Below are 18,184 nucleotides of genomic sequence, written 5' to 3'. Positions count from 1 at the left end.
GGGCCTTCAGCAGATCAGTCGCGATGAACTCGCGACGCGATAAACGACTGCACGGCAGCGATATCGTTATCGATCACATCCAGACGCTCTTCACGCTCAAACAGGTCTGACAGATGCTCCGGCAGTTCCGGACCTTCCAGACCCGCCTTGATCACCGGCTCAGGGAATTTAACCGGGTGGGCGGTAGCCAGAGTGATCATCGGCACCGACTTGTCACGCCAGCATTCACGCGCTGCCTTGACGCCGATGGCGGTGTGCGGATCGAGCAGGTAACCGGTTTCGGCATGCACGTCGGCGATGGTCTGGCAGGTGGTTTCGTCGTCGGCACAGGCGCTGTCGAACAGTTCGCGTACTTTTTCCCAACGCGCCGCATCGAGCTTGACCGGCTCTTTCTTGAAGCGGTCCATCAGCTCGCTGATGGCGGCGCCGTCACGGTCGTAAACGTCGAACAGAAGACGCTCGAAGTTGGAGCTGACCATGATATCCATGGACGGTGACAGCGTATGCACCAGATCGCCCTTGGACATATCGTTGCCGCTGATCACGCGGTGCAGGATATCGTTGCGGTTGGTGGCGACCACCAGCTGCTGGATCGGCAGACCCATCTGCTTGGCCAGGTAACCGGCGAAGATATCGCCGAAGTTACCGGTCGGCACAGAGAACGCCACCGGACGGTGCGGACCGCCCACAGCCAGAGAGGCGGAGAAGTAGTACACGATCTGGGCCATGATGCGGGCCCAGTTGATCGAGTTAACCGCACCCAGTTTCAGTCCTTTCAGAAAGGCCTGATCGGCGAAGCTGTCCTTGACCATCTGCTGGCAGTCATCGAAGTTGCCTTCCAGCGCGATGTTGTAGACGTTGTCGGCCAGAATGGTGGTCATCTGACGACGCTGAACTTCCGATACGCGGTTGTGCGGATGCAGGATGAAGATATCCAGGTGCTCGGAGTGGCGGCAGCCCTCGATAGCGGCGGAGCCGGTATCGCCGGAGGTGGCGCCCATGATCACCAGACGCTCGCCACGCTCGGCCAGCACATGATCCATCAGACGACCCAGCAGCTGCAGGGCGAAGTCCTTGAACGCCAGGGTCGGGCCGTGGAACAGCTCAAGCACCCACTCGTTGGTGCCCAGCTCTTTAAGCGGAGCAACAGCAGAGTGGTTGAAGCCGGCATAGGTCTCATCGACCATGCGCTTGAGGTCTTCATCCTTGATGCAGGTGTCGACGAACGGCTTGATCACCTTGAACGCCAGCTCGGCGTATGAGAGACCAGACCAGGAGGCGATCTCCTCCTGGGAGAAGGTCGGCAGCTCTTCCGGTACGTACAGACCGCCATCACTGGCAAGACCTGCAAGCAGCACATCGGCAAACTCAAGCTTCTCAGCCTTGCCGCGGGTAGAGATATATTTCATTGTTCTATTAACCTCAATCTGCCAGATGTTCGACGCGGATACGTACCACTTCGCCGAGGATATCCGGCAGCGCTTCGATCTCGCGGATCGCTTCATTCATGGTGCTTTCAGCCACACGCTGGGTCATCATAATCACCGGCACCTGCGCTTCGCGGGTCTGCTTCTGGATGATCGCTTCGATATTGATGCCCTTCTCACCCAGGATACGGGTAACGTGCGCCAGAACCCCCGGACGCTCCACCGCCTGCAGACGCAGGTAGTAACCGGTGACCACATCATCAACCGGCAGCATCGGCAGCTCGGACAGCTGACCCGGCTGGAACGCCAGGTGCGGTACGCGGTTATCACGGTCGGCGGTCAGGGTGCGAACCACATCGACAATATCGGCCACCACGGCGGAAGCGGTCGGTTCGGCACCGGCGCCGCTGCCGTAGTACAGGGTCTGGCCAACGGCATCGCCATCTACCAGGATCGCGTTCATTACACCGTTAACACTGGCCAGCAGTGTGGACTGCGGGATCAGGGTCGGGTGTACGCGCAGCTCGATGCCCTGCGGCGTGCGGCGGCTCAGACCCAGATGTTTGATACGGAAACCCAGTTCCTCGGCGTATTGCACATCTTCAGTGGTGATCTTGCTGATCCCCTCGGTGTACGCTTTTTCAAACTGCAGCGGCACGCCGTAGGCGATGGAGGCCAGGATGGTCAGCTTGTGCGCGGCATCGATACCCTCGACGTCGAAGGTCGGATCGGCTTCGGCATAGCCCAGCTCCTGGGCTTCAGCCAGCACGTCGTCGAAAGCGCGACCCTTCTCACGCATCTCGGACATGATGTAGTTGCCGGTACCGTTGATGATGCCGGCCAGCCAGTTGATCTGGTTCGCCGCGAGACCTTCACGGATCGCCTTGATGATTGGGATGCCGCCAGCAACCGAGGCTTCAAACGCCACCATGACGTTCTTCTCCTGAGCTGCCGCGAAGATCTCGTTACCGTGGACAGCGATCAGCGCCTTGTTCGCGGTAACTACATGCTTGCCATTTTCAATGGCCGTCAGGACCAGATCACGCGCGGTCTCGTAACCACCGATCAGCTCGACGACGATATCGATCTCGGGATTGGTAGCGACAGCAAAAATGTCGTTGGTAATCTGAATACCGGTGGTATCGCAAGCGGGGTTCTCACGCCGCGTGCCAATCTGCTCGACAATAATTTTACGTCCGGCACGACGCGCAATCTCTTCAGCGTTACGCATCAGTACATTGAAAGTACCGCCACCGACGGTGCCCAGACCACAGATACCTACTTTTACCGGTTTCAAACAACACCTCGCTTTGCTTGTCAAAACAACCCGTTAGCCCCGCCGCCAGGCAGAATCAGCAAATGTGAAACTGGAATGGTGACGGTTCGTGACTTCTCGCGGGCGAAAAATGGGCCTTAGTATAGCAAACCCCACTCCCCTGCATCCATTTACTCGGCGCTATAACTGCTCATAAAGGACACAAAAAAGGCGGGTGTGCCTAACACACCCGCCCTGAAAAACCTGCAGCGCTATCAGCCTGGGATCAGATCTCCAGGATCTGCTTCAGGCGTTCGGCCGGCACGTAGCCCGGCAGCATCTGGCCATTGTCGAGAATCAGCGCCGGCGTTCCATTCACGCCCAGCTGCTGACCCAGGTGAAACTGATCCAGCACCGGGTTCTCACAATTAACCGGCTCAAGCGCCTCACCGGCCTTGGCACGGTTCATCAGCTCACGACGCTCCTCACCCGACTCGGCACACCAGATGGCCGTCATTTTGCCTGCCGCTGCGGAACGCTCACCGCCACGAGGGAACGCCAGGTAATCCACTTCGATCCCCATCTCATTCAACTTCGCAACTTCGGAGTGCAGACGACGGCAGTAAACACAGTCCACATCGGTAAATACCTGGATACGTGCCTTACGCTCTCCCTTGGCCGGGAAAACCACACGCTGCTCTGCCGGAATCTTCGCCAGAGCATCAACCCGGACCTTCTGCATCCGCTGCTCGGTCAGATTCACCAGGCCACGCCCCTGCTCCAGATGAAACAGTTCGCCGGAGAGTACGTATTCGCCTTCGCTGTCGGTGTAGAGCACTTCGCCACTGCTAAGAACCACCTCGAACAGACCATCCATCGGCGTCGCCGTTACCGATTCAACGTTCAGCCGGCTATCAACACTCTTGATCCGCTCAGCGATCTTGTTGTTCGCATCATCCGCAGCCTGAGCGCCCTGCGCTACAACCAACATCAACATCGCAGCCACTAACGCCCGCATGCCACTCTCCTGAAAAATAAAGCCTGAAAATAGAGGCCTGAAAGATTTAGAAATCCGTTATTTACCAGTCTACCATCGACCACTCCCGGAAGCCCGCAATCAGCCCCGTGGATGATGCTCCCGGTGCAGCGCCTGCAATCGCGCCGTGGCGATATGAGTATATATCTGCGTGGTCGACAGGCTTGAATGCCCCAGCAGCATCTGCACCACACGCAGGTCTGCGCCATGATTGAGCAGATGGGTAGCAAAGGCATGGCGCAACACGTGTGGCGACAACGGCTTATCGATACCCGCTTCCACCGCATAGCGCTTAATGCGATGCCAGAACGTCTGCCGCGTCATCGCTTGCCCCCGCCTGCTCAGGAACAACTCTTCGATACGCGGATCGTCACCAAGTTCCGGACGGGCCTCACGCAGATAGCGCGTCAGCCAGCTCAACGCCTCATCCCCAACCGGCACCATGCGCTCCTTGTCACCCTTACCGACCACGCGCAAAACACCCATACGCCGGTTAAGCTCCTCAAGCCTAAGCCCAACCAGCTCGGATACGCGCAGGCCAGAGGCGTAAAGCAGTTCCAGCATCGAGCGGTCACGTAGCCCCAGCGCGGTAGCGGTATCCGGCGCCGCCAGCAGAGTTTCCACGTCGGCCTCGGTCAACGTTTTTGGCAGCGGCCGACCCCGTTTCGGGCTATCGATATTGAGCGTCGGGTCGGTAGCGATCAGCTGCTCTCGCAGCAGGTAGCGGTAGAACCCGCGCAGCGTCGAGAGCAAACGAGAGGTTGAGGTAGGGCGCAGTTGCTGCTCAATACGCCAGTGCAGGTGACGCTGCAGATCGGCGCGCACCACTTCAAGCAGAGCCAGCCCCCGCTCATTGAGCCAACAGGCAAAGTGACTCAGATCACGCTGGTAAGAGGAGCGGGTATTATCGCTCAGGCCACGCTCAAGCCAGAGGTGGTCGAGATACTGAGCAATAAGAGCCTGATCAGGTTCGGCGGGCTGCTTCGCCCGCCGACGTCGATCTGGTTTCAACGATAAACCTCAGCGGAGCGGATCTGCTGAAACTCCAAGGGATAGGTAATAATGCCGCGATCCAGACGCTGTTCAATCAGCAGTGTATCGCCGTTTTCAACTTCGACGATGCGCCCCTCAAGCCGGTTACCCAGATCGGTTTTGACCCGCACCGGCCGTCCCTGGAGAGCTGCAAGCTGTGATAATTCGGTAGGGCGATAGCGCTTGGGTTCGGGCTTAGGCGCCCTTTTCGGCATACCCGCGAAGAGATCGTTTTCTTCGACTATTTCCTCGAGCACTTCCTCAGCCTCGGACTCCACCGCCACTTCAGTTTCAGCAGCCGATGCCAACTCAACCGCCTCCTCCGGCTCTGCGACCTCTTCAACAGCCGCCACCGCTTCAGCAGCTGAGGTCGCTTCCTCTTCCGAGGGAAGCGGCACCGGATCCACCTGTATACGACCCCAGTCAATACTGTTGATCGCGACCGGCTGACCATTCAGGCGAAGCGCCAGATTAAGGCGCTCAATCATATCCGCCGGCGAGCCTAACGCCGCCATAATCTCTGGACCGAGCCCACCGGGCGGGCGCATGGTCAGCATCACATTGCCGCCGGGCTGGTTGATACCGCTGTAGACATCCCAGAGCAGCTCCGGCAGATCGACACCGGCGGCGAGCAGATTTCTCTCCATCAGGCGACGATGTTCCGCCAGGTAGGCGTCCACCTCAACACCGCTCTGTTCGGCACAGTAGCGGTTACGACGCGTGTTATATCCGCCATCCTGATAACTGACCTCAAGCTTGCGCAGACGCGGATTGGCGGCAAGCAGCTGGGCTGGCGCAAGATCATCGCTGGCAACAGAAAACTCGAGCTCAACAGTGGAGCTACCCAGGGTATTGGCGGAAAAATCGCTATTGAGCGTGATGCGGCGGTTATAGCGATCCACATCAAGAGCGAGCACCACATCCGATTTCAGGCGCGAATAACCCATCTCACGCATGGCAGACACGCCCAGCTGTTGCAGGTCTCCGCAAGCCAGCGCCTCGGGACTCACCGCCAACGGATTCATCTCCGCCGCCATTGCCGCCTGCTGCTCAACACTCTTGATCAGGCCGCTATCGAGACCCACCTCGGCCTGCTTGACCACCAGACTAAGACGCCCGGGCCAATCACCGGACTCTATGCGGCCCTGGGGATTAAAGAAGAAGAAGGGATCATCGGAGCGCACGCGAATCGATTCGACCGGGATACGTGTACCGAGCTGATTAAGGGTAACACTGAGACCATCCACCCCCACTTCACCGCGGGGATCAGCATAGATCGAATCGTATTCGATAGTCGCTTGACCACTGACCTGAACGGCCAGATCGTCCACGAAGGTCTTTACCTGATACCAGTAGAAGCCGTACATACCACCGAGCGCCAACGCCAGCAGCAGAACCAGTAAGAACAACCAGGTGGCGAGTTTGCGCATCGGCCACTCCTTTAGATTTTTTATCCCTGTTTTTTCGGATTCTATGTCCCGGCGACAAAAAAGGCGAGACGCTCTACCGGTTAATTAGCAGCCAGACATGAATACCATCATAACGGAAACCAGTATCGCTTACTGTAGGCATATATCAACAAAAAGGGCGACCCTTAGGCCGCCCTTCTCAGAAGCTGATGCGATTAAATCGCTTAACCCAGCTTTTCCTTGATACGTGCAGACTTACCGCTACGCTCACGCAGGTAGTACAGTTTAGCCTGACGCACGTCACCACGACGCTTAACTTCGATACCTTCTACAGTCGGGCTGTAGGTCTGGAAGGTACGCTCAACGCCCACACCGTGGGAGATTTTACGTACGGTGAAAGCAGAGTTCAGGCCGCGGTTACGCTTGCCGATTACAACGCCTTCAAACGCCTGCAGACGGCTACGGGTGCCCTCTACTACACGTACCTGGATAACAACGGTATCGCCCGGTGCAAACGCCGGTACTTCTTTACCAGTCTGTTCAGCTTCGATCTGCTGAATGATTGTGTTTTTGCTGCTCATCGCTCGCTCCTAATTTTCACCCGCTGGCTCTTTGGCCTCGCGGATATATTCGCTTAACAGCGTCTGCTGTTCCGGGTTCAGTTCGATCTGTTCAAGCAGGTCGGGGCGTCGCTCCGAGGTGCGCCCAAGCTGCTGCTTGAGCCGCCAGCGCCTTATCTGCTCATGATTACCGCTGAGCAGTACATCCGGCACCTGCATACCGTCGAGCGTTTCTGGCCGCGTGTAATGGGGACAGTCGAGTAACCCCTCATAGAAGGAATCCTCCACCGCAGAGTCGCTGTGACCGAGAACCCCCGGCACCAGACGCGCAACCGCATCCACCATCACCATCGCCGGCAACTCGCCGCCGCTGAGTACAAAGTCGCCGAGAGACCACTCTTCGTCGACTTCAGACTGAATCAGACGCTCGTCGATCCCTTCGTAGCGACCCGCTACCAGAATCAGCTTCTGCGCCTGTGCCAGCTCAGCGACACCGGACTGATCAAGCTTTCGCCCCTGGGGGGAAAGATAGATCACCCGGGCGTCGTCGCCCGCCGCAGCTTTCGCCGCCTGGATCGCATCGCGCAGCGGCTGAACCTTCATCAGCATCCCGGGGCCGCCGCCATAAGGGCGGTCATCCACGGTACGGTGCCGGTCATGCGTGAAATCACGCGGGTTCCAGCACTCGACACTGATCAGTTCATTACGCACTGCTCGTCCGGTAACGCCGTAGCGGGTGACCGCCTCGAACATCTCCGGGAACAGGGATACGATCCCGAACCACATGATTCAGAACTCCGGGTCCCAATCGACCCGCATGGTGCCTGAATCCAGATCAATCTCTTTTATCACCTGATCCGGCAACCAGGGCAGCAGACGCTCTTCGCGATCGATGCTGTCTTCGGTGCCTTTCACCACCAGCACATCATTCGCACCGGTTTCCATCAGATGATCAACCCGACCCAGCAACTCGCCGGATTCGGTATATACCAACAGGTTTTCCAGCTGGCTCCAGTAATACTCGCCCTGTTTCAGGTCTGGCAGCGCCGATTTAGGCACTGCGATGTCGAGGTTCGCGAAGAGCCTCGCCTGCTCAGGGGACTCGATACCGTCCAGCTTGGCAATCAGGCCCTTGCCGTGTTTCTTACCGCCAACCCGCTTGAGTTCGGTCCAAACACCGTTCTTGCGAATCAACCACGGCGAGTAGGTCAGAATATCCTCCATGGTATCGGTGTAGGAGAAGACCTTGATCCAACCCTGAACACCGTATGTAGAGGTAAAGCGTCCGAGGGTAACTACATCCTCTTCGCTGTATTTACTCATTCTAACCAAGCCTACCCGTCAACCTTACTCTGCTGCTTTACGTGCGTCTTTCAGCAGTGCAGCAACGCGCTCAGACGGCTGTGCGCCTTTGCCGAGCCAGTAGTCGACACGTTCCAGGTTAACGCGCAGTTTTTCTTCCTGACCGCGAGCGATCGGGTTGAAGAAACCGACCCGCTCAATAAAGCGGCTGTCACGCGCAAAACGCGAATCGGCAACAGTAATGTGATAGAACGGACGCTTTTTAGCGCCACCACGAGACAAACGAATAGTGACCATGCGGACCCCTTTATTTCGCGGGATGGGTTTTAAGATCGCCCATCGTGATTGTTACCTTTCATCTAACACCTAGCGTGCCAGAGGAAAGGGCCTTGCCTTGCAACCTGTCGCAAACGTGCAGCAGGCTGACAAAAATCAGGGCGGTGATTCTACGTGAATCCACCGCCCGATAAAAGCTGTTTCGTGCAGTTTTTAGCCAGTATCTTCAGCTTCTCGCAGATACTTCAAACAAGGGCTTTAGAAACGGGGAAAACCACCGCCGCCGCCCATACCGGGGGGCATCATACCCTTCATGCCGCGCGCCATCTTGGCCATGCCACCCTTGGAGCCAAACTTCTTCATCATTTTGGCCATCTGCTTGTGCTGTTTGAGCAGGCGGTTCACATCCTGAATCTGCGTGCCTGAACCCTGGGCGATACGACGCTTGCGGGAACCACTGATGATGTCCGGGTTACGGCGCTCTTTCGGCGTCATCGAGTTGATGATCACCTCAAACTGCTTCATCCCCTGCTCGGCCTGGGCGCTCTGCGCGGCCTGAGCCATCTGCCCCATGCCGGGCAGTTTTTCCAGCATCGACATCATGCCACCCATGCTGTTCATCTGCTGCAGCTGCTCGCGGAAGTCTTCGAGGTCGAAACCCTTGCCCTTGGTGACCTTCTTGGCAAATTTCTCCGCCTTGGTCTTGTCGATCTTGCGCTCCGCCTCCTCGATCAGCGAGAGCACGTCGCCCATACCAAGAATTCGGGAGGCGACTCGATCCGGGTGGAAGGGCTCCAGCGCATCGCTTTTCTCACCGATACCTAGGAACTTGATCGGCTTACCGGTGATATGACGCACAGACAGGGCAGCACCACCACGGGCGTCACCATCGGTCTTGGTGAGAATCACACCGGTGAGCGGCAATACTTCGTTGAACGCCTTGGCAGTGTTGGCAGCATCCTGACCGGTCATGGAATCGACCACGAACAGGGTTTCTACCGGTTTCACTGCGGCGTTCAGGCGCTTGATCTCGTCCATCATGTCGGTATCGACATGCAGACGGCCGGCGGTATCGAGGATCACCACATCGTGATGCTGAATACGGGCGTGGGCGATAGCGCCGTTGGCGATATCCACCGGATCCTGGTCAGCCGTTGACGGGAAGAACTCCACGCCCACTTCGCCAGCCAGAGTTTCCAGCTGACGGATCGCCGCCGGACGGTAGATGTCGGCAGAAACCACCAGCACCTTTTTCTTTTTGCGCTCTTTCAGGAAACGAGCAAGCTTTCCGACAGAAGTGGTTTTACCCGCCCCCTGAAGACCCGCCATCATCACGACCGCAGGCGGCGTGGCGGACAGGTTCAGCTCTTCGTTGGCCTCACCCATCACCTTGACGAGCTCTTCGTTGACGATCTTGACGAACACCTGGCCGGGACTCAGGCTTTTGCTAACCTCCTGACCAACAGCGCGCTCTTTGACGCTGTTGATGAACTCCTTGACCACCGGCAGGGATACATCCGCCTCCAGCAGCGCCATACGCACTTCGCGAAGCGTGCCCTTGATATTGTCTTCGGTCAGCTTGGCCTGACCGGTGACGCTGCGCAGCGTTTGCGTTAGCCGTTCTGTCAGATTATCGAACATGAAAAACCTCTGCCTTGGGCGGTCGATACAAGCGTCGCCTGCCCGGATATTCGAAATATAAAGTAGCTGATAGCCCTAAGGTGCCTGCTATTAAGTCCAGAGACCATATATGGGACCTGATACATGCCGCTGCAAGGCGCAGTGAGCAGCTTCCTTAGCGTCGTTATCTTTTGACGGCGCATTATACAGGAGCAGCCCCCCGCTACGCACCCGCCGCTTGCGCCCCGTCGTTTACAGGCAGTTATATGCGTTGGCGGCAATGTTCCCCTGCCCCAGCGTTTATGACAAACTACTGCGCTTAACCGGCCGTGTACTCTACTAATCACCTAATCAAGCTTTACCGGCACCGGTTCCTTAGGGAGGAGTTGAATGCTGTCCGCTGCCACATTGATCGCTATTACGGTCTATCTGGGCGCTGCCTGGTTGCAGTGGCAACGAATATCCACGCCTGCCGACAACAAAGGCCGTCTGATCCGCATCCTTGGCGCGACCGCATTTATCTTCCACGGCTATGCCGTCTACTCTGTACTGCATGTTCCCGACGGCATCGACCTGGGCACCTTCCGTGTCGGCTCACTGATCGCCTGGGTGGTAGTCGGCATCCTGCTCGCCAGCAGCATCCGCCAAAAGCTCGACAACCTGTTTATTGGCGCTTTCCCGATGGCGGCGATTACCGCTGCACTGGCCGCATTCGGCCCCGACACGGGCGACCACCGTCTTTATTCAGGCGGCCTGGTGATCCATATTCTGCTGTCACTGCTGGCTTACAGCATTTTCACTCTGTCGGCACTGCACGCACTGGTACTGTCGCGCCAGGAGAAGATGCTCAAGCAGCATCACACAAGGCGCCTGCTGAATTCACTACCGCCGCTGCAGGTGATGGAGCGGCTGCTGTTCGAAATGCTCTGGTGCGGCTTTGTCCTGCTCAGCGTCGCGCTGATCACCGGCTTCCTCTTCGTCGAGGACCTGTTTGCACAGCATATTGTCCATAAAACGGTACTGTCTCTTGTGGCCTGGTTGATCTACGCCATTCTGCTGGCAGGACGCGCGCTCCTCGGCTGGCGCAGCCAGACCGCCGTACGCTGGACCCTGGGCGGCTTCATCATCCTGATGCTGGCATTTTTCGGCTCCAAAATCGTGGTCGAAATCCTGCTGCGTTCCTAAACCCTCACGCCTTGACAGGGTACCCACCTGACCAGACAATGGCGTTTCCTTTTTTAGCCTGAGGTTTCACCACTTTGGAAGACGCGTCGATAAGCTCATTATTGATACTGCTGACCCTACTGATTTTCTGTTCTGCGTTCTTCTCCAGCTCCGAAACCGGCATGATGTCTCTGAACCGCTATCGGTTGAGACACCTGGTAAAGAATCACCACCGGGGTGCACGTCAGGCAAGCAGTCTACTGGAGCGTCCTGACCGGCTGATCGGCCTCATCCTGATCGGCAACAACTTCGTTAACATCCTCGCCTCCGCCATCGCCACTATCATCTGCGTACGCATCTGGGGCGACGCCGGTATCGCCATCGCGACCGCTGGCCTCACCATGATTATCCTGATCTTTGCCGAGGTTTCGCCAAAAACCGTGGCCGCGCTGCATCCGGAAAAGATCGCCTTCCCGGCAGCTTATCTGCTTAAACCGATGCTGCGTCTTTTCTACCCGCTGGTCTGGATCGTCAACAGCATAACCAACGGGTTTCTGCGGATCTTCGGCATCAACGTATCGGGTGCCAATAACGAACACCTGAGCACCGAAGAACTGCGCACCCTGGTAAACGAAGCCGGGGCGCTGATTCCGCAGCGTAACCAGTCAATGCTGCTGGGCGTCCTGGAACTCGGCGATGTCACCGTCAACGACATCATGATTCCGCGTAGCGAAGTGGAAGGGATCGATCTGGATCAGGACATGGACCAGATTCTTGAGCAGCTATCCACCACCAAGCACACCCGCCTGCCGGTTTACCAGGGCGATATCAACCATGTGATCGGGGTGCTGCATATGCGCAACCTGGCACAGCTGATCCAGCAGGGCCGCCTCAACAAGGCCGCCATCATGCAGGTGGTCCACGAGCCCTATTTCATTCCGGAAAGCACACCGCTGCAGACCCAGCTGCTGAACTTCCAGAAGCACAGCCGCCGCATCGGTATCGTTGTCGATGAGTATGGCGATATCGAGGGGATCGTGACGCTGGAGGATATTCTGGAGGAGATTGTTGGCGAGCTGTCTGCCGACAACGCCGAGATGAACCAGGAGATCCATCCGCAGGAGGACGGCAGCTACTTTATCGACGGTACCGCCTACATTCGCGAGATCAACAAGGCGCTGCAGTGGGAGCTGCCCACCGACGGACCGAAGACACTCAACGGCCTGATCACCGAAACCCTGGAATCACTGCCGGACGCCAACGTCTGCCTACGTCTGGGGCAGTACCATTTCGAAACCCTGCAGATCAGCGACAACCGGGTAAAAACGGTGCGCATTCACAAGACAACCGGCGCCAGCTGATACATCGCCGGGCGGGGCCGATCAGATGCCCCGCTCGCCCGCTTCACGACGCCGAATCAGCGCCCAAATTCTGCGTTTTTCATCATCGCTCATGGCTCCCCAGTCAGCGATCTCCAGACCACTGCGACGACAGGCCGTGCAGAGATCGTCATCATCCAGCATGCAGACACCGATACAGGGGCTGCGCACGCCGGCCGGGCGGCTCGGTTCACTCATTTAACTGCTTCACTCATGTTCTAGTTCAAGATGTTCAGGGCGTGGCCGCATCGGCAAACCGGCATCGAACCCGGTGTTCAGCAACTCTACCAGCACATAGGCGGTCAGCCCCCAGATCACGGCGCCCTCATATTCCCAGGCGGGAACATAGTGGGTCTTACCGCGGAACGGGATGGCATCGGTGCGCAACGCTCGCTCCTCGATAAAGAAGCGCAGCGGTACCCGAAAAATGCGCTCTATCTCGCCGGGGTTGGCCACCAGATGCACGTCGGGCCGAATAATACCGACCCAGGGCGTTACCGCAAGCCGGTGTTTGGACATCAACTGTCCGAGCGATCCGATAATACGGACCTGGCCCGATAGCAGCCCAACCTCTTCCTCAGCTTCACGCAGCGCGGTTGCCAGCACATCCACATCTTCGGGATCACGCTTGCCACCGGGGAAAGCCACCTCGCCGCGATGGGTCGAGAGATTTTTCGCGCGCAGCGTCAGGATTACCTCGGGATCATCGCTATCCGTCAGCGCCACCAGTACGCCCGCTTCAGGCCCGGGCGCACGGATACGCCAGGGTCGGTGCAGGGCAAGCCGTCTTGTTAACTGCTCAAGCATACTCGCCTCCGTCATATTCGCTTAATACTACCCCGCCCCGCAGCGAACTGCGACCGGATACGGTTGAGTGGATTGCACGCCGCGCCTAAAATGAGACCCAGCCAACCCGAGCAGGAGCCCCATGAATTACTGCAGCCAATGCGGTGAAAGTGTCGAGATCGGCATTCCACCGGGAGACAACCGCGAACGGCATATCTGTCCGGCCTGCGGCACCATTCACTATCACAACCCGCGCATTATCGCCGGATGCCTGCCGGTTTACGGCGACAAGGTACTGCTTTGCAAACGCGCCATAGAGCCACGCCTAGGCTACTGGACACTGCCTGCCGGGTTTATGGAAAACGGCGAGTCCACCGAGGACGCAGCCCGCCGAGAGACGCGCGAAGAGGCCTGCACTGAAGTACAGATGCAGTCACTCTATACGCTCACCTCCATTCTTCACGTCAATCAGGTACAGATGATCTACCTGGCACAGATGCCAGAACCGACCTTCGGACCGTCAGAAGAATCACTGGAGGTGGAGCTGTTCAGCGAAGAGGAGATCCCCTGGGATCAGCTGGCGTTCGAGACCATTCGCATGGTACTGAACCTCTATTTCGAAGACCGCAAGAAACAGCACTTTCCGCTGCGCCATGTAGAGATCGACAGCAACGGTTTCAATACGGCCCGGGTTCACGACTGAACCCGGGAACCGCAAACTCAGGCTTCGGTTTCGGTTTCGGTTTCGGCTTCGACTTTCTCCAGCAGAAGCCTTTGCACCTCATCCAGCACTGACGCCTCGCTCCAAGGCTTGTTCAGATAAGCCGATACACCCGCTGATTCAGCCTCTTCCCGGTGCTTGCGGGTCGAGCGCGAGGTGATCATGATCACCGGTATCTCGCCGAAGTCACGACTGCTGGTCAGCATCGTCGCCAGCTCCATACCGCTCATGCGCGGCATTTCCAGGTCGGTCAGAACCAGGTCTGGCGGATCACGGCGGATGCGATCAAGCGCATCGAAACCATCGATCGCCGTTGCCACCTCGTAACCGCTGTCGCTGAGCAACGTGGCCAGGGTACGCCGGGCACTGAGCGAGTCATCCACCACCAGGAGCTTCGGCAGACCTGAGGCCTGATCCGCATCGAACCTTTCCACCACGCTATCGACCAGAGAGTGGCAATGACGCACCCTGGCCTGCAGGTCGATGATTGGCGCCACCTCACCGTTGGCGAGGATGGTAACCCCGGGAATACCGGGGATATCGGGCAGATGCTCACCGAGGCGCTTGAATACCAGTTCCCTGTGTGCCAGCACCTCACGTACCAGCACCACTGCCTTCTCACCCTGATCCAGGTTAACCAGCAGCACAGGATGCGCCGACATGTCGGTATAATCCGGCACCCGCTCACCGGCGAGCTCCTCCAGCGTATAAGCCGGATAAGCGACATCATTGAGGACAAAGAGCAGCCCACCCGGGCCCTCTTTCAGTTCGCCATCCAGTGACAGCAAACTCTGTTCAATGGTGTGACCGGAGAGCGCATAAATTCTCTTGCCAGCACTTTTCACCAGCAGAGTGTGCACCAGCAGCGAAGAGGAGGGCATCGTCAGCTCAAACCGGGTGCCCTGCCCCAGTCGGGAGTGAATATTCAACGTACCCTGCATACGGGTAACCTGCTGATGCACCACATCCATACCGATTCCGCGACCCGAAAGCTGACTGATCTCTGCGCGGGTAGAAAAGCCCGGCACCAGAATCAGGCGCTGGGTTTCCGCTTCGCTGAGTTCGGTTTCGCTACCGATCAGCCCACGCTGCTCGGCGATCTCACGTACACGGCCCAGATCGATACCACTGCCGTCGTCCTCGCAGGTCACGTGCACCTGGCCTTCGGTTTTGGCAAAGCGAATCTTCAACACACCGGCTTCCGGCTTACCCGCTTCAAAACGCAGATGAGGCGTTTCCAGGCCATGATCCACCGCATTTCGGATCAGGTGCATCAGAGGATCAGCCAGCTGGTTAAGGATCTGGCTATCCACCATCACCTCTTCACCCTCGATCAGCAGCTGACCCTGCTTGTCTGCCGCACGGCAGGCCTGGCGCATGATACGCTGCATCCGCGACGATAGCGTTTTCGCCGCCACCAGACGGGTACCGAGTACGTTATCCAGCGATTCCTTCTGCAGATGGCTCTGCGCTACCTGAAGCTCGGAAAGCTGACGCAACTGGCGCTCGGAGGACTGATCCACCTCGCGCACGTCCGCCGCCGCTTCCTGCAGCTGCGACAGGGTGGTATGCATGGCGTGGTAACGGTCCATTTCCAGCGGGTCGAAGTCGTCCTCACCCTCCTGCAGAGCCGGTGTCAGGGTAAAGTGGTCCTGCAACTGCTGCTCGAGCTCAAAGATCACTCGCTGCAATACACGCTGACGGTCACGGTTAGAACGCGACAGTGTACGCAGCTCAGTCAGCGTCGCATCAAGCTGGGTACCCAGAGTGCTGGACTCACCCGCGATACGGAACAGGTTATCGAGAATGGAGACCGGAACACGGATCTGTGCCGCCTCTCTGTTTTCTGCGGGTACTGGAGCCTCGACCACCTCGGCAAGCGGAGCCTCCTCGGCCTCAGCGGCCTGGGATTTCGCCTGCTCACGGCGGCGCTCGCGCTCCTCATCACTGAGTGCCTGAGCCGCGCACTCCATTCCCTCGGTGCGTAAACGGTAATACCAGTTCAAAAGCTGCTGCAGCTGCGGCAGCGCACTTTCCGGCGTCAAACCGCCTTCCGTGACCGCCTCGCTCATCTGCGCCAGGCAATCGGCGGCATCGGCCAGATCCTGAGACAGCTGTTCTCCCGGGAGCGCCTGCCCATCGGTCAGCAGCTCCAGAATATCTTCAAGGTGGTGGGTCAGGTTAGCGACACCGCGGATACCTGCCATATTGGCAAGCCCCTTGATCGTGTGCGCGGCACGCTGCGCCGACAGCAAGGCCTCAGGCTCGCCCTTATCGATGACCTGCTGTAACTGCTGCTGAAACTCATCCACCAGCACCGGCAGCTCGGCATAGAGCATCTCCAGCAGCTGCTCATCGACACCCTCGCCGATGGTCAGATCGGTATCCTCAGGCTGCGCCGTCTGCAGCTCGATATCGTCCGCAGACTGAATACTCGCCAACGCCAGCAAGCCAGAGATGAATCCCGCCTGCTGAATGTCCGCCGGCACTGGCAGCGCATCATCGCTGAGACAATCCACCAGCGTTTCACGGGCAGCGCGATCGGTCAGGTCATTAAGGTGCGCGTGCAGAGCGCTGAGTGTTCGCGCCATATGCTGGCGACCATACTCCTGGAGCAGTTCGGGCCGGGCCGCCCAATGGCGCAGGTTCACCAACAGTCCATTGAGTAACAGCTCGACACCGCTGAGACGGACCGTCTGACAGGCGCGGGTTAACGGCGCGAGCGCATCGATAGCGTTCTCGACCAGTTCGGCGCAGCCTTCAGCCGGCACGTCACTCTGCCACTGCGCTTCAAGCATCTGCAGCGAACCGGCCAACATGGCCAGAATATCTTCATCGACGCTGGGCCCGGGCTGCTCAAGCAGCGCCAGATCCACGCGACAGAATACCGCCTCGGTATCTGCTGCAGGCTCTGTAACCGGAAACAGCGCCAGTTCAGGTTCAGATTTAGGCTCGGCTTCGGCTTCGGCTTCGGCTTCGGCTTCAACAGCAGCCTCAACGTTTTCCGCCTCGCCACCCCCTGCGTCCGCCGCAAATAGCGTTGTCAGCATGCCGCGCAGATCGTCCAGATCCTCAGCATCCGAAGGCTCATCCCAGCCTGGGTCGGCAAGTAGCTCGATCACAGCCAGAGCGGCATCCAAAGTGGGTGTATCCAGCTGATCAAGCGCCGCTACCAGCTGCGCCGCCGGCGCTTCATTGAGTGAACCAGCCGACTCCAGCTGCTCGGCACTCAGCGCCAGCAGGTCCGCCAGCGGTTGCTGATCGTTTTCGGCAACGCGTTCACTGCGCTCAAACAGTTCTGCTGCCAGAGTTTCTGCACTCGGAGCACCGTCTACCTCATCCAGCTCAGCACTGGAGACCTGCTCTTGCACAACTGTTTCTTGCGTAGCAAAAAATGCTTCCAGCATGCCACGCAGATCAGCCAGATCCTCGCTATCCGAGGGCTCGTCCCAGCGAGTATCCGCCAGCAAGGCAAGCACACCCAAGGCAGCCTCCAGGGATAGAGTCTCGTCCAGAGCACCCAGGGCCGCCACCAACTCACGGGCTACCGGCGTTTGCAGTGAACCGCCGCTTTCCAGCAGTTCCGCGCTCAGTGCCAGCAGATCCGCCAGCGGCTGCTGATCACTCTCTGCCAGCGCATCGCTACGCGCCAGCAGCGCCTCAGCCAGAGCTTCGGCTTCGGCTTCGGCTTCGGCTTCGGCTTCGGCTTCGGCTTCGGCTTCGGCTTCGGCTTCGGCTTCGGCTTCGGCTTCGGCTTCGGCTTCAACAGTGTCCAAGCCTGCCGCAACAGGATTCAAGCCAGCATCAGGTTCGATCTGCTTCCAATCCTCGAGCAGCAGCTCCGGCAGAAGTTCAAGATCCTCAGCTTCCAGCGGCGCCTGCCACTGCTCATGCTGCAAGCCCGCCAACAGCTGTTCGATCCGCACTGATGGCGCACGCGCACTGAGCATCACTTCGAGCATACTGCCCAGCACAGGTATCAGCTCCGCCGCCAGCTGCTCTGAGTCTTCCGCGACAACCAGTTCAGCGATCAGGCTCAGCGTCTCGCCCACTCCCTGCAGCTCGCCATCCAGCGCCAGCTCCGCGGCCTTTTCCAGCTCTGCACCCAGCTCAGCAACTTCGACACTGCCATCAGCCAGAGACAGACGCAGTCCATCAATGACCTCACCCAGCGGGGCCAGCCCCTGCACCTCGGTTTGATCCACCACTGTCATCCG

Annotated in this window: 16 protein-coding genes; 3 read left to right on the top strand and 13 right to left on the bottom strand. The window is 58.4% G+C overall.

What is annotated here, in order from left to right; translation table 11 throughout:
- Window positions 1-14 precede the first annotated feature (14 nt).
- The 10 genes from thrC to ffh all read right to left on the bottom strand — a co-directional run bounded on the left by thrC (window position 15) and on the right by ffh (window position 9,938).
- Window positions 15-1,409 (bottom strand): threonine synthase, encoded by a 1,395-nt coding sequence (gene thrC, locus CLV83_RS16780; RefSeq protein WP_132295072.1) that lies wholly within the window; start codon window positions 1,407-1,409, stop codon window positions 15-17.
- Window positions 1,410-1,422: 13 nt separating this feature from the next.
- Window positions 1,423-2,724 carry a homoserine dehydrogenase gene (locus tag CLV83_RS16775; protein WP_132295069.1) on the bottom strand — a complete coding sequence of 434 codons (1,302 nt, stop codon included), beginning with the start codon at window positions 2,722-2,724 and terminating at the stop codon, window positions 1,423-1,425.
- A gap of 244 nt (window positions 2,725-2,968) precedes the next feature.
- Complete coding sequence (locus CLV83_RS16770) at window positions 2,969-3,700, bottom strand: DsbC family protein (RefSeq protein WP_132295066.1); 732 nt, start codon at window positions 3,698-3,700, stop codon at window positions 2,969-2,971.
- Between the two features lie 99 nt (window positions 3,701-3,799).
- Window positions 3,800-4,729 carry a site-specific tyrosine recombinase XerD gene (gene xerD, locus CLV83_RS16765; protein ID WP_132295063.1) on the bottom strand — a complete coding sequence of 310 codons (930 nt, stop codon included), beginning with the start codon at window positions 4,727-4,729 and terminating at the stop codon, window positions 3,800-3,802.
- A complete protein-coding gene (locus CLV83_RS16760; protein WP_132295060.1) occupies window positions 4,726-6,180 on the bottom strand; it encodes a hypothetical protein in 1,455 nt (484 codons plus the stop codon). The genes xerD and CLV83_RS16760 overlap by 4 nt, the downstream gene beginning before the upstream one ends.
- Before the next feature lie 203 nt (window positions 6,181-6,383).
- A complete protein-coding gene (rplS, locus tag CLV83_RS16755) occupies window positions 6,384-6,740 on the bottom strand; it encodes a 50S ribosomal protein L19 (RefSeq protein ID WP_104004904.1) in 357 nt (118 codons plus the stop codon).
- Between the two features lie 9 nt (window positions 6,741-6,749).
- Window positions 6,750-7,505, bottom strand: coding sequence for a tRNA (guanosine(37)-N1)-methyltransferase TrmD (gene trmD / locus CLV83_RS16750; RefSeq protein ID WP_132295057.1), 756 nt, complete (start codon window positions 7,503-7,505; stop codon window positions 6,750-6,752).
- A 3-nt stretch (window positions 7,506-7,508) separates the two neighbouring features.
- Entirely contained in the window at window positions 7,509-8,042 is a 534-nt protein-coding gene (gene rimM / locus CLV83_RS16745) for a ribosome maturation factor RimM (RefSeq protein ID WP_132295054.1), read from the bottom strand.
- A 24-nt stretch (window positions 8,043-8,066) separates the two neighbouring features.
- On the bottom strand, window positions 8,067-8,318 hold the full coding sequence (gene rpsP, locus CLV83_RS16740; RefSeq protein ID WP_132295051.1) for a 30S ribosomal protein S16: 252 nt from the start codon (window positions 8,316-8,318) through the stop codon (window positions 8,067-8,069).
- A gap of 237 nt (window positions 8,319-8,555) precedes the next feature.
- Window positions 8,556-9,938: a signal recognition particle protein gene (gene ffh, locus CLV83_RS16735; RefSeq protein WP_132295048.1), complete on the bottom strand. Its 1,383-nt coding sequence runs from the start codon at window positions 9,936-9,938 to the stop codon at window positions 8,556-8,558.
- Window positions 9,939-10,307: 369 nt separating this feature from the next.
- Between ffh and CLV83_RS16730 the strand changes: the two genes are divergently transcribed.
- Both CLV83_RS16730 and CLV83_RS16725 read left to right on the top strand, forming a co-directional pair.
- Window positions 10,308-11,102: a cytochrome C assembly family protein gene (locus CLV83_RS16730; protein WP_132295045.1), complete on the top strand. Its 795-nt coding sequence runs from the start codon at window positions 10,308-10,310 to the stop codon at window positions 11,100-11,102.
- Between the two features lie 74 nt (window positions 11,103-11,176).
- Window positions 11,177-12,442, top strand: a complete 1,266-nt coding sequence (locus tag CLV83_RS16725; protein ID WP_132295042.1) for an HlyC/CorC family transporter — start codon at window positions 11,177-11,179, stop codon at window positions 12,440-12,442.
- Between the two features lie 21 nt (window positions 12,443-12,463).
- On the opposite strand, the gene CLV83_RS16720 is transcribed toward CLV83_RS16725, so the two are convergent.
- Window positions 12,464-12,658: a DUF1289 domain-containing protein gene (locus tag CLV83_RS16720; protein ID WP_132295039.1), complete on the bottom strand. Its 195-nt coding sequence runs from the start codon at window positions 12,656-12,658 to the stop codon at window positions 12,464-12,466.
- 9 nt (window positions 12,659-12,667) lie between these two features.
- Window positions 12,668-13,267, bottom strand: coding sequence for an NUDIX hydrolase (locus CLV83_RS16715; RefSeq protein WP_132295036.1), 600 nt, complete (start codon window positions 13,265-13,267; stop codon window positions 12,668-12,670).
- A 121-nt stretch (window positions 13,268-13,388) separates the two neighbouring features.
- On the opposite strand from CLV83_RS16715, the gene CLV83_RS16710 reads away from it, so the two are divergent.
- Entirely contained in the window at window positions 13,389-13,949 is a 561-nt protein-coding gene (locus CLV83_RS16710) for an NUDIX hydrolase (protein WP_132295033.1), read from the top strand.
- A 17-nt stretch (window positions 13,950-13,966) separates the two neighbouring features.
- Here CLV83_RS16710 and CLV83_RS16705 read toward each other — a convergent pair whose 3' ends face one another.
- Window positions 13,967-18,172: a hybrid sensor histidine kinase/response regulator gene (locus CLV83_RS16705; protein ID WP_243642419.1), complete on the bottom strand. Its 4,206-nt coding sequence runs from the start codon at window positions 18,170-18,172 to the stop codon at window positions 13,967-13,969.
- Window positions 18,173-18,184: the final 12 nt, after the last annotated feature.

This window comes from Marinobacterium mangrovicola (assembly GCF_004339595.1).
In the GTDB taxonomy this organism is placed as follows: domain Bacteria; phylum Pseudomonadota; class Gammaproteobacteria; order Pseudomonadales; family Balneatricaceae; genus Marinobacterium_D; species Marinobacterium_D mangrovicola.
This window is presented reverse-complemented; position numbering and strand designations above follow the sequence as displayed.

Excerpts from the sequence above, each read along its gene's own strand:
- thrC (WP_132295072.1), bottom strand. The coding sequence starts at position 1,409 with ATGAAATATATCTCTACCCGCGGCAAGGCTGAGAAGCTTGAGTTTGCC.
- CLV83_RS16770 (WP_132295066.1), bottom strand. The coding sequence starts at position 3,700 with ATGCGGGCGTTAGTGGCTGCGATGTTGATGTTGGTTGTAGCGCAGGGC.
- CLV83_RS16760 (WP_132295060.1), bottom strand. The coding sequence starts at position 6,180 with ATGCGCAAACTCGCCACCTGGTTGTTCTTACTGGTTCTGCTGCTGGCG.
- rplS (WP_104004904.1), bottom strand. The coding sequence starts at position 6,740 with ATGAGCAGCAAAAACACAATCATTCAGCAGATCGAAGCTGAACAGACT.
- trmD (WP_132295057.1), bottom strand. The coding sequence starts at position 7,505 with ATGTGGTTCGGGATCGTATCCCTGTTCCCGGAGATGTTCGAGGCGGTC.
- rimM (WP_132295054.1), bottom strand. The coding sequence starts at position 8,042 with ATGAGTAAATACAGCGAAGAGGATGTAGTTACCCTCGGACGCTTTACC.
- rpsP (WP_132295051.1), bottom strand. The coding sequence starts at position 8,318 with ATGGTCACTATTCGTTTGTCTCGTGGTGGCGCTAAAAAGCGTCCGTTC.
- ffh (WP_132295048.1), bottom strand. The coding sequence starts at position 9,938 with ATGTTCGATAATCTGACAGAACGGCTAACGCAAACGCTGCGCAGCGTC.
- CLV83_RS16730 (WP_132295045.1), top strand. The coding sequence starts at position 10,308 with ATGCTGTCCGCTGCCACATTGATCGCTATTACGGTCTATCTGGGCGCT.
- CLV83_RS16720 (WP_132295039.1), bottom strand. The coding sequence starts at position 12,658 with ATGAGTGAACCGAGCCGCCCGGCCGGCGTGCGCAGCCCCTGTATCGGT.
- CLV83_RS16715 (WP_132295036.1), bottom strand. The coding sequence starts at position 13,267 with ATGCTTGAGCAGTTAACAAGACGGCTTGCCCTGCACCGACCCTGGCGT.
- CLV83_RS16710 (WP_132295033.1), top strand. The coding sequence starts at position 13,389 with ATGAATTACTGCAGCCAATGCGGTGAAAGTGTCGAGATCGGCATTCCA.